Here is a 14,042-nt window from a genome sequence, read left to right on the forward strand (position 1 = left end):
ATGCTGGATGTGCCGCCGTCATCGCGGGCAAGCCCGCTCCCACAGGGGGCATGGTGTTTTCAGGGAACGCTGAAAAACGGCCGAATCCCCTGATGATTGAAATACCGCTCAATCACCTTCGGATCGGAACTCGTCTCGGCAATCGCCACGTAGGTGTCGGGCCGCAACAGGTAAAAGCCGTTGCGCCCCAGGCCTGCGGTTTCAAACGCCGGTCGCCAGTCGAACACATGCAGCGGCAAATGATGCTCATTGCACCAGGCGATCATTTCGTCGCTGGTGTCGCCATACACGTGCACCTGCCAGCCCGGACACTTCAACGATTCGAAATTGTCGCCCTCGCCATCGTGCGCCCAGGGCAGGCGGTCGCCGCCATGCACATGTCCGGCAGCTCCCATGCTCAACGGCATGCCCCGATAATTCAGGGTGATTTGCGACACGGTGCGGAAGAGGAATTCGCGGGAGGTTTCGAACGAAGCCATTTTCGGTATCAGGAACGGCGCCAGGCGCGTGCGCAGCAGGTCGGCGATGCGGCCTTCGGCGGTGGCGAACGTGAAGACCCGGTCGGTGGTGGCCACCAGTTTGCGGGCAAACGCGATGCGCTCGGTTTCGTAGGTGGCGAGCAATTTGGCCTCGGCACCGCCGCTCAATACGGCCGCGAGTTTCCAGGCCAGATTGATCGCATCGCCAATCCCGGTATTCATGCCCTGGCCGCCGGCGGGGCTGTGCACATGGGCGGCGTCGCCCAGTAGGAACGCGCGTCCGGTGCGGAAGTGATCCGCCACCCGATGATGCACGCGATAGGTTGAGAACCAGTTCACTTGCTCGATCTTCACCTTCATGTGCTCGATGGCCTGGCTGCTGACATCTTCGAATCGCAGGGTTTCGGCGTGATCGGCGCGTTCGTCGCGCACCGTGCCGATCAAGCGCGCACGGCCTTGGCCGTCCAACGGGAACACGGCGAGGAAATCCGCTTCATCGAGATCCAGGTGCAGTTCGCCATTGGCCGTCGGTCCGCTGGTCTGCACATCGGCAACATAGAAAATCTGCTGATAAGTCCCACCGGGAAACCCGGTGTCGAGGGTTTTGCGCACGATTGAACGAGCGCCGTCGCAACCGGCCAGATAACAGGTCTGACAGGTTTCCTGCTGGCCGTCGGGCAGGCGCAACGTGGCGGTGATGCCATCCCCGGTTTCCTCGAAACCGAGCAACTCGGTGTCGCGCTCGACGGTAATGCCGAACGTGGCGAGGCGTTCGATCAGCAGCCGCTCATGTTCATCCTGCGGGAAGATTTCGAGGAACGCGTAGGGCGTGAGGCCTTCGCCGACGCGGCTCAGCGGCAGGCGCACCACAGGTTTGCCCTTGACCCAGAAATTGGCCGCCGCCACGCGGTGGCCTTTTTCCACGATAGCGTCGGCAAGGCCGAGCTGGCGATACAACTCCAGCGTCCGCGCCTGCACGGCCAACGCCCGGGACGTGGTGCCGGGTGTCGAGGTTTTATCGAGAATCCGCACGCGGATTCCCAGTTTGCTCAGCCACAGTGCCAGTACCAGCCCGGTCGGCCCGGCGCCGATGATCAACACGTCGCTACGCTGCATGAGCCTGTCCTCCTTTCCGTGTGCAGCAAGTATGGTCCAGCCTTGCGGGGCGGCCAGGTTGGCCGCCAAACGGAAATGACCAACAGGCAATGCATGCAGCGATCAGAAGTCGATCGTGCCCGACAACTTCGCCGTCCGTGGTTCACCCTGGGTCAGGAAGCCGCCCTGGGCCGATTCCCAGTACTCCTTGTTGGCCACGTTCTCGACGTTGAAGCGCAGGGTCACGTCTTTTTCCTGAACTCTGAAGGCATACCGCGCGCCGGCATCGAAGCGGTTCCAGGTCGGCAGGCTGAGGTTGTTTGCCGCGTCGGCGTACTGGCCGCCGGTGCGCAACATCCGCCCGTTGAGCGCGACGCCTTGCAGGCCGGGGACATCCCAATCGACGCTGGCGTTGAACTGGAAGGTCGGTACGCCGATGGCGTGGTTGCCGTCGTTGAGACCGTCCTGGGTTTTCTTCAGTTCGGTGTCCATGACCGTCACGCCACTGAGCAGGCGCAGGCCTTCGAGCGGTTCGCCGAACACGTTGAGCTCCACACCTTTGTTTACCTGCTCACCGTCGTGAATGAACTCTGCCGTGGTGGCATCGATGGCTTGGGTGTAGCCATCCGCCGGTTGCTCGATGCGATACACACCGAGAGTGGCGCCATAGGTTCCCATGTCGACTTTCACGCCGGCTTCGATCTGTTTGGAACGGGCCGGTGAAAAGGCCTCGTTGCCGTTGACCACCACGCGCGAGCCGGCAGTGGTCGGCGCGATCGGACCTTCCGCCAGGCCTTCGATGCGGTTGGCATAGAACGACACGTGTTCCCATGGCTTGAACACGATGCCGTAGACCGGGGTGGTGATCGACTTGTCGTAGTTGGATGTGCGCGGCCCGGAACCATAGGCGTAGTTCTGCACCACCAATTGCTGGCGCCGCACACCGACGGTCACCAGCAACCGGTCATCCATGAAGCCCAGGGTGTCGGAGGCCGCGCCACTGCGGGCGAAGGTTTTGCCGGTGATGCCGGGATCGTGCAAGTCGCCGCCGGAGAATCCGGGCTGGGGCGCCGGCACTTCCACCGGGTGATAGATGTTGTTCGGGTATTGAGTCAGGTCAAAGTCGAAGGCGTTGCGCTGTTGGGTCCAGACGCCCGCCAGGCCAAGGTTGAGTTGGTGGGTGACCGGGCCGGTGGCGAATCTGCCACGCAGGCCACCCATGGCGCTAGAGTTGTCCTCGTCATGGGGAATGAACGAGCCGGAGGTGGTGGAGCTGCCATCGTTGCCGACCAGGGTGGTGCCGTCGTAGTTGCCGACCTCGCGGGTGTGCTTGGCGCCGGCAGCGACATAGGCCGTCCAGCTCTCGTTCAGGTCGTATTCGGCGCGCAGCATGCCGAAGGTGTCTTCGATCTGGCTGAAGCCCCACTTCTGCGCGTAGTTGGTGTCGGCCGATGGCGCATCCGGGATGTGCGTGGTGTTGCCCAGGTTCACCGAGCTGCGGCCAGCGTTGATGCGTTCCTTGGAATAGATGAAGTCGCCGGAAATGCGCAGGGCATCGCCGCGGTAGTCCAGGCCGATGGCGAACAGCTTGGAGCGCTGGTTTTCATCGTCGATGGCGGTGTCGCCTTCGCGCTGGGACAGGTTGATCCGCGCGCCGAAGCGGTTGTCTTCGCCAAAGCGCTGACCGACATCGATGTGCTCGCCGATGCGGCCGTCATCGCTGATGTCCATGGTGAAGCGTCGCAAGGGCGTGTCCTCGGCGCGCTTGGGTTGCACGTTGACGCCGCCGCCGATGCCGGAGCCGGACGGGGTCACGCCGTTGATGAAGGCGTTCGGGCCTTTGAACACTTCCACACGCTCCAGGGCATCGGTGGAAATGATCTGCCGCGGCAGGATGCCGTACAGGCCATTGAAGGAAATATCGTCGCCGTTGAGGGGCAGGCCGCGGATCATGAAGGTCTGCGCCTGGTTGGAAAACCCGGAGGCCTGACGCACCGACGAATCGTTGAGCAGCACATCACCGACGTTTTCGGCTTGCTGGTCGCGAATCAGTTCTTCGGTGTAGGCGGTGACGCTGAAGGGCACGTCCATGATGTCCTGGTTGCCCAGCACACCCAGTTGCCCGCCCCGTGCGACTTGCCCCCCGGCATACACCGGAGGCAGATCCGGTGGCACCGGGGCTTCGGCGTTGATGTTGACATCGCCCAGCACCAGCGGTTTTCCTTCGGTTGGTTCGGGCGTTGCCGCATAGGCCGTCATGGACATTGAGCAGAGCAGGGCGAGCAGGGTCGGGCGAAAAGGAACGCAGGGAAGGGCTGGAGAAGTCATGGTCCGGTCCTGGGCGGCGCGCCGCCGATAGGTAAGTTGGAACGGCGCGGGTACTCCTTGCGCAAATGCGACTCCAGATACAAATGGTAGTTGTTCCCAAATGTATTGCAAAAACCGTTTGTCATTACGGTGTGCAGGTAAAGATTTGGAGGCGAATGGGCTTCAGGTCTGTGTCAGTCTCAAGGAACAGCGACGCTGCACGAGGGTCATAGCCAGCACCATGCCATCGGCCTTATCGTCGACCCGGCGCATCGAATGACCAGGAGCCACATGCACGCCCATCGATTGATCATCAGCCTCGCCGCGTTGTTGGTGCTGGCAGGTTGCAGCAGTCAACGGACCCAGGAGCCACCGGCGCGCAAACCCGCCGAGGTCAAGGCGGAAATCGTACGCCTGCTACCGGCGAAAACCGTCGACCGCCAGGGCTGGGCCACGGATATCTATGCGGCGTTTGCCGCGCAGAACATCGCGCCGACCACGCAAAACCTCTGTGCGGTACTGGCCGTCACCGAGCAGGAGTCGACCTTTCAGGTTGATCCCACGGTGCCCGGCCTGGGCAAGATCGCCCGTGACGAAATCGACCGCCGGGCAGCCTCGGCACACATTCCCGGTCTATTGGTTAGCGGAGCTCTGCGGGTCAATTCGCCCAATGGAAAAACCTACAGCGATCGCTTGAATGCGGCGCGCAGCGAGAAGGAACTGAGCGCGATTTTCGATGATTTCATCGGCATGGTGCCCATGGGCAAGACGCTGTTCGCAGGCTTCAACCCGGTGCACACCGGCGGGCCGATGCAGGTCAGCATCGAGTTTGCCGAGCAACAGGCCAAGGATTATCCGTACCCGGTGGACGGTTCGATCCGGCGTGAAGTCTTTACCCGTCGTGGCGGCATGTACTTCGGCATCGCCCATTTGCTCGGCTATCCGGTGAATTACCCGCAGCCGTTGTATCGCTTCGCCGATTTCAACGCCGGTTGGTACGCCAGCCGCAATGCCGCGTTCCAGAATGCTGTGAGTCGGGCTTCGGGCATCCCTCTGGCGCTGGATGGCGACCTCGTTCGCTACGGTTCGATCATGCCCGGCACCACGGAACTGGCGGTGCGCACCCTCGGCAAGCAACTGGACATGCGCAATCCGACGATCAGGGATCAACTGGAGGAGGGCAACACGCTGGCGTTCGAGAACAGCAAGCTCTATCAGCGCGTCTTTGCATTGGCGGAAAAGGCTGAAGGGCGGCCACTGCCCCGCGCGGTACTGCCGGGGATCGTACTAAAAAGCCCGAAAATCACCCGCAAACTCACCACGGCGTGGTTTGCCAAACGGGTCGATGAGCGTTACCAGCGCTGTATGGCGCGCTGACACAGACCTGAAAAAAAAGCATGAAAAAACCCGGCTGATCAGGCCGGGCTTTTTGTTGGGTGTTGCGGTGAAGCGATTTGCTTAGGCGACGGCGTTGCCTTGCAGGCGATCAGAGCCATCGGCAGCGACTTCATTGCCTTTCAGGCGATCAGAACCATCGGCGGCAACGGTGTTGCCTTGCAGACGATCCGAGCCATCGGCGGCGACGGTGTTGCCTTGCAGGCGGTCGGAGCCATCGGCGGCAACGGTGTTGCCTTGCAAACGATCCGAACCATCAGCGGCGACGCGGTTTTCGATCAGGCGATCAGAGCCGCCTTCAGCCACACGATTCTGGATCAGACGATCCGAACCACCTTCAGCCACACGGCTTTCAATCAGTCGATCCGAGCCGCCTTCAGCGACGACAGGTTGAGCAGAAGTTGCGGCGAAAGCGTTAACTGCGAAGATCGAGAAAGCGATGCTGAGGATGGTTTGGCGTTTCATGATCGTGTGCTCCGGGGTGTAATGGGTTGGTATGGAGCTGATGTTACGCCGCGCAATTTTTAAGAGAACTTCATTGACGTGATTGTGAACATCGACGGCATTGATAGAGCGAGCGACATACCCGTCGTGCGGCTGATGATGCTGCTCAGAGCACTTTCACCGCGCGCCCGATGAATTGAATCGGCCCGGTTGGTTTACCGATCGGCGAGCCATTGGGGTTTTCCAGGGTCAGTTCGAACAACTGGTTCGGTTCCAGCGGCGGCAACTTGTCCAGCGGCACCGACAGTGTTTGGCCCGGTTTCACCAAACCGAGTGACACCGGCCCTTGCCAGCCTTCGCCTTTGGTCCAGAATTCCAGCGCCTTGTCTGCGGGCACCTCCACAACGCCCAGCGGGATCAACTGGATTTCTCTGGGGTTGCTGGCCTGGATCACCCAGCCCGGAGCCTTGTCCTGCGGGGCGACCAGCACTACGAGGTAGGTCGGTTTGACCGTGGTTTGCGTCAGCAACATCGTGCCGAGCAACAGCGTCGCGGCCAGCCCTGCACCGGCGAGCCCACGCCACAGTGGCAGGCGGTTCCACCAGGACGCCGCCGTTGGTTGGCGGTTCAAGGCATTCAGGCTGCGTTCGATGCGCCGCCACAAATGTGTCGATGGGGTGTACGGCTCGGCCAGTTCGGTCAGGCCCAGCAAGCGGCGTTCCCAGGTGTCTATCGCGGTGCGCAGCCCGATATCGCTGTGCAGGCGTCGCTGAACTTCCGTTCTCTGTTCGGCCGACAGCGTCCCCAGCACGTATTCACTGGCCAGTTCGTCGAGCGCTTCCGGGGTTTCGTCGGTGGGTCTGGTGATCATCCCATGCACTCCCGCAATGCCGTCAGGCTCCGCTTGATCCAGGCTTTGACGGTGCCCAGCGGGGTGCCAAGTTTGTGTGAAATCTGCGCGTGGGAATAACCGTCGACGTAGGCGTGCACAATGCAGCTGCGTCGCGCCGGTTCCAATTGTTCCAGGCACAGATGGATGCGTGCCGAGTCCTCCTGGATTTCGAAGGTCTCTACGTCGTCCGGTAGATCGACATCGCCCTGCACCTCGCGGCTGTGATCACGCAGGTGGTTGAGTGCCAGATGCCGGGTCACGCTGAACATCCAGCCTCTGGCCGAACCCCGCGCCGGGTCAAAACGCCCGGCGCCGCTCCAGATCTTCAGGAACGCATCGTGGACGATGTCCTCGGCCAGCGCCGTGTCGCGCACCAGACGCTTGGCCACTCCCAGCAACCGCGGGCTCTCCTGCACATACAAATCGCGCAGGGCCTGACGCTCACCGCGAGCGCAGCGAGCCAGGTGCTGTTCGTAATCAAAAAGCGGTTCGGGCAGGGACACTGTTCTCGGCCGGCAATGGGGTGAAATGTCGAATGCAATCTAGCAAACAAACGGCACTCCTGTAGGAGCAACACGGCTCCCCCAGGAGGTCCAGTCGGATTCCGGGCCTCAACTGGCCGCCCAGAAAATATAATCTGCCTGATACTTCACCACTTCCTGCTTGCCCTTGTTGGCCGTCGTGCACTCGGTGCCCGGCGCGACGCCACCCTTGAGGGCAACACGCTGGATGTAACTGACGCCGCTCATGGCGCCTTTGCCTTCGGCCGGGTTGGCCTTGACCAATTGGTACGGCAGGTTGCCCGGACTCGATGGCGCGACAGCCAATTGGGTGCCCGTGACTTTCGACCCGTCCTTGGCTTGCCAGGTGGCCGGTGGTCCGAAATAGGTGCCGACCTGCTTGCCGCTGCGATCATTGAGCACGGCTTTGGGGCCGACGAAGGTCCATTCGGTCTGGCCGGCTGCATTGGCCTTGTCCCGGCACTCGTAGGTAATCTCGCCGACCCCGGTGGTTTCCATGGCGACCTTGTGCCCGTCCGGCACCTTGATACTGTCGGGCAGGCCGGTCTGGGCATAGGCCGCAGGGATGGCGGTGAACAATCCGACAAGGCAAATCAGTTGTTTGGCGTTCATCAAAAGCTCTCCGAAAGTAAGTACTGCGCTCGATAGCAACAGGGGCTGCTACAGGTACTACCCTTGGCAAAGCGTTTTGGATGCAGTGCTCCTAAGAAATTTTTCAACGGGGTCAGAGTCAGCTGCTAGAGAGCAACCCAAGGAGGTGTGTATGTACCAGCTCTATGGTCATAAGAATTCGGGCGCGGCGGCGATCGAGGCCGCATTGGAGCTGTGTGAGATTCCTTATCGTTTCATCGATGTCGAGTCATCCCCGGAGGCCGCCCAGGCCCTGGAAAAGCTCAACCCGCTCAAGCAGATCCCCACGCTGCAACTACCCGATGGCGGCATCCTCACCGAGAGCGCGGCGATCCTGATTCATCTCGGGCTGTCGTTTCCCCGGTCGAAGCTATTGCCGTATGAAGCTGCCAAACGAGATCAGGTCATTCGCGGGATGGTGTACATCGTCAGCAATTGTTATGCGGCCATTGGCATTATCGATTACCCCGAACGCTGGCTGTTCACGGTGGATGAGGCGTCGCGAGAAAACCTCATGGCTGGCGCCCGGCAGCGTCTTCACTGGAGCTGGGAAGTGTTTGCCGACCAGTTTTCCGCTGTGCTGTATCTGGAGGACGAAAAACCTGGTGCACTGGATGTGCTGGCCGCGGTGATTACGCGATGGGCCGGGAGCCGGGAGCATTTGCGCAGGACCCGACCGGGGTTTTCCGCGTGGCTGGAACGCATTGATCGGCATCCGACACTGGCACCGGTCTTCGCCCGGCATTGGCCCGCGCCCTTGTAGGAGCAAGGCTTGCCCGCGATGAACGATGACTCGGCTGGCCTGAAAACCGAGGTGCCTCAATCGCGGGCAAGCCTGCTCCTACAGGACTCGCATTACTCGCCGCGAATGTACTGCTCCAACTGGCGAATCAATTCAGCCTGTTCGGCGATGGCTTCCTTGACCAGGTCACCGATCGAGAGCAGGCCGATCAACTTGCCGTTTTCCACCACCGGCAGGTGACGCAAGCGTCTGTCGGACATGATGCCCAGGCAGGTGTCGACGGTCTGGTGGGTGTCCACGGTGATCACCGGCGACACCATGATGTCGCGCACCGGCGTACCCACCGAAGAACGGCCATGCAGCACCAGTTTGCGCGCGTAGTCCCGTTCGCTGATGATGCCCAGCACTTGGTCGTTTTCCACCACCAGCAAGGCACCGACGTTCTTTTCGGCCATTTTCATCAGCGCTTCGAGCACCATGTGATCCGGCTTGATCTGGTGCACTTCCTGGTTTTTCTGATCTTTCAGCTTGAGCAGTTGCGCGACGGTTTTCATGGCGGTTTCCCGGGTGTTGTCGTTGTTATTGAAGAATCGTAGACGCAAGCGTTCAGGGCAAGGGCGAAAGCGGCAGATAACACTCAAAAAACGTCATTCGGCGGTTTTTCTTGCGTAATCCTCGAAAAGATCACGCGTAGAATCATCACCCTGAATCAAATCTGAGGTTTGCAGTGGTGGATTTACCGCAGGGCTTCGTCCTGACCCGGCATTGGCGCGATACCCCGGCCGGCACGGAAGTCGAGTTCTGGCTGGCGACCGACAGCGGTCCGCGACGCATCCGCCTGCCTCATCAGCCGTCGGTGGCGTTCATTCCGGCCGCGCAGCGTGAACAGGCCGAGGCGCTGTTGCACGACGAGAAAAACGTCGAGCTCAAAACCCTGGCCCTGCTGGATTTCGAACATCGCCCGGTACTCGGTCTGTATTGCCGGCAACACGGGCAGTTGATGCGCCTGGAAACCGCGCTGCGCCGGGCCGGCGTCGAGGTGTACGAAGCTGACGTGCGTCCGCCGGAACGTTACATGATGGAGCGTTTCATCACCGCGCCGGTACGTTTTGGCGGCACGCCGGGGGCCGATGGCCTGCTGCTCGATGCGCAGATGAAACCCGATCCCGATTACCGACCGAGCCTGAAACTGGTGTCGCTGGACATCGAAACCACCGCTCAGGGCGACTTGTATTCCATCGCCCTGGAAGGCTGCGGCGAGCGCCAGGTGTACATGCTCGGCCCGGCCAACGGCGACGACAGCGAGGTGGATTTCCAGCTCGAATACTGCGAATCGCGAACGCTGCTGCTGAAAAAGCTCAACGAATGGTTCGCCCAACATGACCCCGACGCGATCATTGGCTGGAACGTCGTGCAGTTCGACCTGCGGGTGCTGCACGAACACGCCCGGCGCCTGGCAGTACCGCTGAAACTGGGGCGTGGCGGCGATGAAATGCAGTGGCGCGAACACGGCAGCGGCAACCATTACTTTGCGTCCGCCGCTGGCCGGCTGATCATCGACGGCATCGAAGCCCTGCGTTCGGCGACCTGGAGCTTCCCGTCGTTCAGCCTGGAAAACGTCGCGCAAACCCTGCTGGGCGAAGGCAAGTCCATCGATACCCCGTATCAGCGCATGGACGAAATCAACCGCATGTTCGCCGAGGACAAACCAGCGCTGGCCAAGTACAACCTCAAGGACTGCGAATTGGTCACGCGGATCTTCGCCAAGACCGAGTTGCTGACGTTCCTGCTGGAACGGGCCAGCGTCACCGGTTTGCCGGTGGACCGCATGGGCGGTTCGGTGGCGGCGTTCACTCACCTCTACATGCCGTTGATGCATCGCCAGGGCTTCGTCGCGCCGAATCTGGGCAGTAAGCCAGCGCAAGCCAGCCCTGGCGGTTTTGTCATGGACTCGCAACCGGGCCTGTACGAATCGGTGCTGGTGTTCGACTACAAAAGCCTCTATCCGTCGATCATCCGCACCTTCCTCATCGACCCGGTGGGGCTGATCGAAGGGCTCAAGCACCCTGACGATGCCGACTCGGTGCCGGGTTTTCGCGGGGCGCGGTTTTCCCGCACGCGGCATTGTTTGCCGGCCATTGTCTCGCGGGTCGCCGAGGGCCGGGAAACCGCCAAGCGCGAACACAACGCGCCGCTGTCGCAGGCGCTGAAGATCATCATGAACGCCTTCTACGGCGTGCTCGGCTCCAGCGGTTGCCGCTTTTTCGATACGCGCCTGGCGTCATCCATTACCTTGCGCGGCCACGAGATCATGCTGCGCACCCGCCAGTTGATCGAAGCCCAGGGTCACACGGTGATTTACGGCGACACCGACTCGACCTTCGTCTGGCTGCGCCGCGCCCACGGCCAACAGGAAGCCGCGCAGATCGGCCAAGCGCTGGTGGATCACGTCAATCAGTGGTGGCGTGAGCATGTGCGGCAGGAATACGGCCTGGAAAGTGCGCTGGAATTGCAGTACGAAACCCACTACAAGCGCTTCCTGATGCCGACCATTCGCGGGGCGGAGGAGGGCAGCAAGAAGCGTTATGCCGGACTGGTCACCCGCGCCGATGGCACGGACGAGATGATCTACAAAGGCCTGGAAACTGTGCGCACCGACTGGTCGCTGCTGGCCCGTCAGTTCCAGCAAGAGCTGTACTCAATGATCTTCCACCGCAAACCATATCAGGACTACGTGCGCGACTACGTGCGCAAGACCCTGGCCGGTGAGTTCGACGATCGCCTGATCTACCGCAAGCGCCTGCGCCGCACCCTCGACGACTATCAGCGCAACGTGCCGCCGCATGTACGAGCGGCGCGCATCGCCGACGAATACAACGACCAGCAGGGCCGCCCAAGGCAGTACCAGAACGGTGGCTGGATCAGCTACGTGATCACCGTCGCCGGCCCCGAGCCGCTGGAGATCCGCAGCGCACCCATCGATTACGATCACTACATCAGCAGACAGCTGCAACCGGTGGCGGACGCGATCCTGCCGTTTGTCGATGACGATTTCTCAACCCTGATTGGTGGGCAACTGGGCTTGTTTTGAGTCCATCAGCGACAAGGTCCAGTCATCCAGGATGCCGTGGAAGTACTGGTTCAAGGCCTGGTGGAAGGGGCTGTCGTCGGCGGCGACCTGGGCGAACAGGGTCATCGATGAGTGAAATTTCAGGTCATCGGGATGGCCGAAAATCGCCGCCACCGAGCGCTGCTGAATGTTCAGCACTTCCTGGGTGCAAGTACGTAACCGGGCTCCCAGCAAGGGGTGTTCAAGGTAGGCCTGGGCTTCTTCCCGGGAGCGGATGGCGTAGCGTCGGGACATTTCGCTGCCGCCCAGCCCGGCAAACTGCGGAAAGACGAACCACATCCAGTGACTGCGTTTGTGGCCGGCATTCAATTCGGCCTGGACCCGGTCGAACACCGGGTCTTGCGCCTGGATAAAGCGTTGCAGGTTGAAGTCGTCCGGTTGATCGGTGCTTCTCATGTCGAAGCCCTCTGACAGCGTGATGGCTCAGACCATGGCCAGCCGCTGCTTGCGTTTGGGCGCGTGAAACGCTTGGTCCAGCGCCTCCAGATCCCCAGCCTCCAGTTGCAACTGCGCTGCTTGCGCATTGAGTCGCACATGTTCGGGGCGGACCGCCTTGGGGATGGCAATCACTCCGTCCTGCCGCAGCAGCCATGCCAGCGATACCTGGGCTGGCGTCACGCCGTGCCGGGCAGCTACTTGTTTGAGCGCAGCGTTGGCGAGCATCTTGCCGCCCTGACCGATCGGGCAGTAGGCCATGACCGGCATCTGGTGCTGCTGGCACCAAGGTAACAGATCAAATTCTATGCCACGTTCTTCCAGGTTGTAGAGCACCTGATTGGTGGCGCAGGCCGGGGCGTTCAGTTCCTGCAGATCATTGACGTCGAAATTGGACACGCCCCAGCGGCCGATCTTGCCCGCTTCGCGCAAGCGTTCGAAGGCTTCGACGGTTTCTTCCAATGGATATTGCCCGCGCCAGTGCAGCAGATACAGGTCGATGTGCTCGGTCTTGAGCCGGTGCAGGCTGCGCTCGCATGCCTCTGGGACGCCTTTGCGGCTGGCGTTGTGCGGATAGACCTTGCTGACGAGGAAGACGTTGTCGCGCTGGCCGGCGATGGCTTGCGCCACGACTTGCTCGGCGCCTCCTTCGGCATACATCTCGGCGGTGTCGATCAGGGTCATGCCCAGTTCGATGCCTTGGCGCAGGGCGGCGACTTCTTCTTTTTGGCGGGTGTGGTCTTCGCCCATCTGCCAGGTGCCTTGGCCGATGATGGGTACGTGGGTGCCGGCCAGTTGTAGCGTGCGCATGCCTGTTTCCTTTTTGCTCGTTACTTTGGTTGGCATCAGCATAGCCTTTGGGTTCATTTGATTGCTTCGGTTATACGCTCGGCTTGGTAGGAGCTGCCGAAGCCTGCGATCTTTTGATCTTGGTTTTGAAAACCAAATCAAAAGATCGCAGCCTCGTTGCACTCGACAGCTCCTACAGGGTTAGCAACCGGACTGCCGGTGATCGATTGCTCACCCCCACCACTGCACTTTTTCCAATTGACCGGCTCTATCCATAGCCGTTGCGGCGAATCCCGCCGCACAGGAATGTGTCAGTCCAATCCCTTATGGTTCGAGTGTTGCCCTTTAACCTTGTCCGCGTTCGCCTGTTGGCCGGTCTGTTGCTGCTCTGTGCCAGCGGCTGCAGTCATCAGCCAGGCAATGACCTTTTCACCCAGATCCGCGAAGGAAAACCCCAGGAATTCCTGCAAACCAGCGTAGACCGCATGGCCACGCTGACCATGCGTGACAACCTCGACAGCCTCTATCTGCTGATGAGCAAGTTGTACCTGCGCAATCCCGATGAATTGAAAAAATCCGGCTTCCTCGACGCCCGCACCGCCGGCAAGCAAGTGCGCATGGCCATCGAGCAGCAACAGCCGTTACCCACCCTGGGCGGTAAAAAAGACCTGGCGGCGTTGCGTTTCGCCATGAGTCCGGAGTTTCTCGGCGACCGGGTCGGGGCGTTCATTTATGCCATCGGCAGCATGCTGGTCACCGCCCACGGCAATCGCCTGGAGTTCTACATGACGGACGCGATCAACCCGACGTTCGTCAGCAACGCCGCGCGCAACATCGAAATCGCTACCTGGATCCTGAGCCAGCGACAGAACAAGGATGGCCAACCGATGCTGTTCTCCAACGAGATCTCGGAGGAGGGCAGTAACCTGAGTTTTGCCGTGGAGTTCGGCAAGATCGTTGCGAGGTTGGACTTGTTGACGCAGATGCTCGACGAGCGCTACCGGCGCATCGGTCTGAATTATGCACAGAGCCTGCTGTTTCTGAATTTCCTGCCGGTGCAATAACCCCCCACCGTAACCCCCTGTAGGAGCTGTCGAGTGCAACGAGGCTGCGATCTTTTAATCTTGAAAAATCAAAGTCAAAAGATCGCAGCCTGCGGCAGCTCCTACAGGGGTTGAGTAAG

General features: G+C 60.9%; 13 protein-coding genes. 4 read left to right on the plus strand and 9 right to left on the minus strand.

Translation table 11 applies throughout. The features are described from left to right. Positions 1-59: 59 nt before the first annotated feature. Complete coding sequence (locus ACW9JC_RS12455) at positions 60-1,595, minus strand: FAD-dependent oxidoreductase (protein ID WP_457455183.1); 1,536 nt, start codon at positions 1,593-1,595, stop codon at positions 60-62. A 102-nt stretch (positions 1,596-1,697) separates the two neighbouring features. Next, positions 1,698-3,902 carry a TonB-dependent receptor gene (locus tag ACW9JC_RS12460; RefSeq protein WP_457455184.1) on the minus strand — a complete coding sequence of 735 codons (2,205 nt, stop codon included), beginning with the start codon at positions 3,900-3,902 and terminating at the stop codon, positions 1,698-1,700. A gap of 270 nt (positions 3,903-4,172) precedes the next feature. On the opposite strand from ACW9JC_RS12460, the gene ACW9JC_RS12465 reads away from it, so the two are divergent. Continuing rightward, complete coding sequence (locus ACW9JC_RS12465) at positions 4,173-5,258, plus strand: DUF1615 domain-containing protein (RefSeq protein ID WP_457455185.1); 1,086 nt, start codon at positions 4,173-4,175, stop codon at positions 5,256-5,258. A gap of 81 nt (positions 5,259-5,339) precedes the next feature. On the opposite strand, the gene ACW9JC_RS12470 is transcribed toward ACW9JC_RS12465, so the two are convergent. The 4 genes from ACW9JC_RS12470 to ACW9JC_RS12485 all read right to left on the minus strand — a co-directional run bounded on the left by ACW9JC_RS12470 (position 5,340) and on the right by ACW9JC_RS12485 (position 7,745). Next, entirely contained in the window at positions 5,340-5,741 is a 402-nt protein-coding gene (locus ACW9JC_RS12470; RefSeq protein WP_457455186.1) for a hypothetical protein, read from the minus strand. Positions 5,742-5,886: 145 nt separating this feature from the next. Beyond that, a complete protein-coding gene (locus ACW9JC_RS12475) occupies positions 5,887-6,591 on the minus strand; it encodes an anti-sigma factor (protein ID WP_448108649.1) in 705 nt (234 codons plus the stop codon). After that, a complete protein-coding gene (locus tag ACW9JC_RS12480; RefSeq protein WP_457455187.1) occupies positions 6,588-7,115 on the minus strand; it encodes a sigma-70 family RNA polymerase sigma factor in 528 nt (175 codons plus the stop codon). Before ACW9JC_RS12480 ends, ACW9JC_RS12475 begins: the two co-directional genes overlap by 4 nt. 108 nt (positions 7,116-7,223) lie before the next feature. Beyond that, on the minus strand, positions 7,224-7,745 hold the full coding sequence (locus tag ACW9JC_RS12485; protein WP_416129223.1) for a DUF3455 domain-containing protein: 522 nt from the start codon (positions 7,743-7,745) through the stop codon (positions 7,224-7,226). 151 nt (positions 7,746-7,896) lie between these two features. Between ACW9JC_RS12485 and ACW9JC_RS12490 the strand changes: the two genes are divergently transcribed. Continuing rightward, complete coding sequence (locus ACW9JC_RS12490) at positions 7,897-8,526, plus strand: glutathione S-transferase (protein ID WP_457455188.1); 630 nt, start codon at positions 7,897-7,899, stop codon at positions 8,524-8,526. A 92-nt stretch (positions 8,527-8,618) separates the two neighbouring features. On the opposite strand, the gene ACW9JC_RS12495 is transcribed toward ACW9JC_RS12490, so the two are convergent. Beyond that, entirely contained in the window at positions 8,619-9,059 is a 441-nt protein-coding gene (locus ACW9JC_RS12495) for a CBS domain-containing protein (RefSeq protein ID WP_084323695.1), read from the minus strand. A gap of 176 nt (positions 9,060-9,235) precedes the next feature. Here ACW9JC_RS12495 and ACW9JC_RS12500 point away from each other — a divergent pair, with 176 nt between their 5' ends. After that, a complete protein-coding gene (locus ACW9JC_RS12500; protein ID WP_457455189.1) occupies positions 9,236-11,596 on the plus strand; it encodes a DNA polymerase II in 2,361 nt (786 codons plus the stop codon). Here ACW9JC_RS12500 and ACW9JC_RS12505 read toward each other — a convergent pair. Together ACW9JC_RS12505 and ACW9JC_RS12510 are read right to left on the minus strand one after the other, a co-directional pair. Continuing rightward, positions 11,561-12,031 carry a DUF1810 domain-containing protein gene (locus ACW9JC_RS12505; RefSeq protein WP_457455190.1) on the minus strand — a complete coding sequence of 157 codons (471 nt, stop codon included), beginning with the start codon at positions 12,029-12,031 and terminating at the stop codon, positions 11,561-11,563. The two genes, ACW9JC_RS12500 and ACW9JC_RS12505, sit on opposite strands and share 36 nt — an antisense overlap. Before the next feature lie 27 nt (positions 12,032-12,058). Beyond that, positions 12,059-12,880, minus strand: a complete 822-nt coding sequence (locus ACW9JC_RS12510) for an aldo/keto reductase (protein ID WP_457455191.1) — start codon at positions 12,878-12,880, stop codon at positions 12,059-12,061. 305 nt (positions 12,881-13,185) lie between these two features. Here ACW9JC_RS12510 and ACW9JC_RS12515 point away from each other — a divergent pair, with 305 nt between their 5' ends. Further along, positions 13,186-13,923, plus strand: coding sequence for a hypothetical protein (locus ACW9JC_RS12515; protein WP_338581996.1), 738 nt, complete (start codon positions 13,186-13,188; stop codon positions 13,921-13,923). Positions 13,924-14,042 lie beyond the last annotated feature (119 nt).

This window comes from Pseudomonas sp. SDO5591_S426, from assembly GCF_054070755.1.

Bases quoted from the DNA above. Each gene is read 5' to 3' on its own strand.
- ACW9JC_RS12455 (WP_457455183.1), bottom strand. From the start codon at position 1,595: ATGCAGCGTAGCGACGTGTTGATCATCGGCGCCGGGCCGACCGGGCTG.
- ACW9JC_RS12460 (WP_457455184.1), bottom strand. From the start codon at position 3,902: ATGACTTCTCCAGCCCTTCCCTGCGTTCCTTTTCGCCCGACCCTGCTC.
- ACW9JC_RS12465 (WP_457455185.1), top strand. From the start codon at position 4,173: ATGCACGCCCATCGATTGATCATCAGCCTCGCCGCGTTGTTGGTGCTG.
- ACW9JC_RS12470 (WP_457455186.1), bottom strand. From the start codon at position 5,741: ATGAAACGCCAAACCATCCTCAGCATCGCTTTCTCGATCTTCGCAGTT.
- ACW9JC_RS12475 (WP_448108649.1), bottom strand. From the start codon at position 6,591: ATGATCACCAGACCCACCGACGAAACCCCGGAAGCGCTCGACGAACTG.
- ACW9JC_RS12485 (WP_416129223.1), bottom strand. From the start codon at position 7,745: ATGAACGCCAAACAACTGATTTGCCTTGTCGGATTGTTCACCGCCATC.
- ACW9JC_RS12490 (WP_457455188.1), top strand. From the start codon at position 7,897: ATGTACCAGCTCTATGGTCATAAGAATTCGGGCGCGGCGGCGATCGAG.
- ACW9JC_RS12495 (WP_084323695.1), bottom strand. From the start codon at position 9,059: ATGAAAACCGTCGCGCAACTGCTCAAGCTGAAAGATCAGAAAAACCAG.
- ACW9JC_RS12505 (WP_457455190.1), bottom strand. From the start codon at position 12,031: ATGAGAAGCACCGATCAACCGGACGACTTCAACCTGCAACGCTTTATC.
- ACW9JC_RS12510 (WP_457455191.1), bottom strand. From the start codon at position 12,880: ATGCGCACGCTACAACTGGCCGGCACCCACGTACCCATCATCGGCCAA.
- ACW9JC_RS12515 (WP_338581996.1), top strand. From the start codon at position 13,186: ATGGTTCGAGTGTTGCCCTTTAACCTTGTCCGCGTTCGCCTGTTGGCC.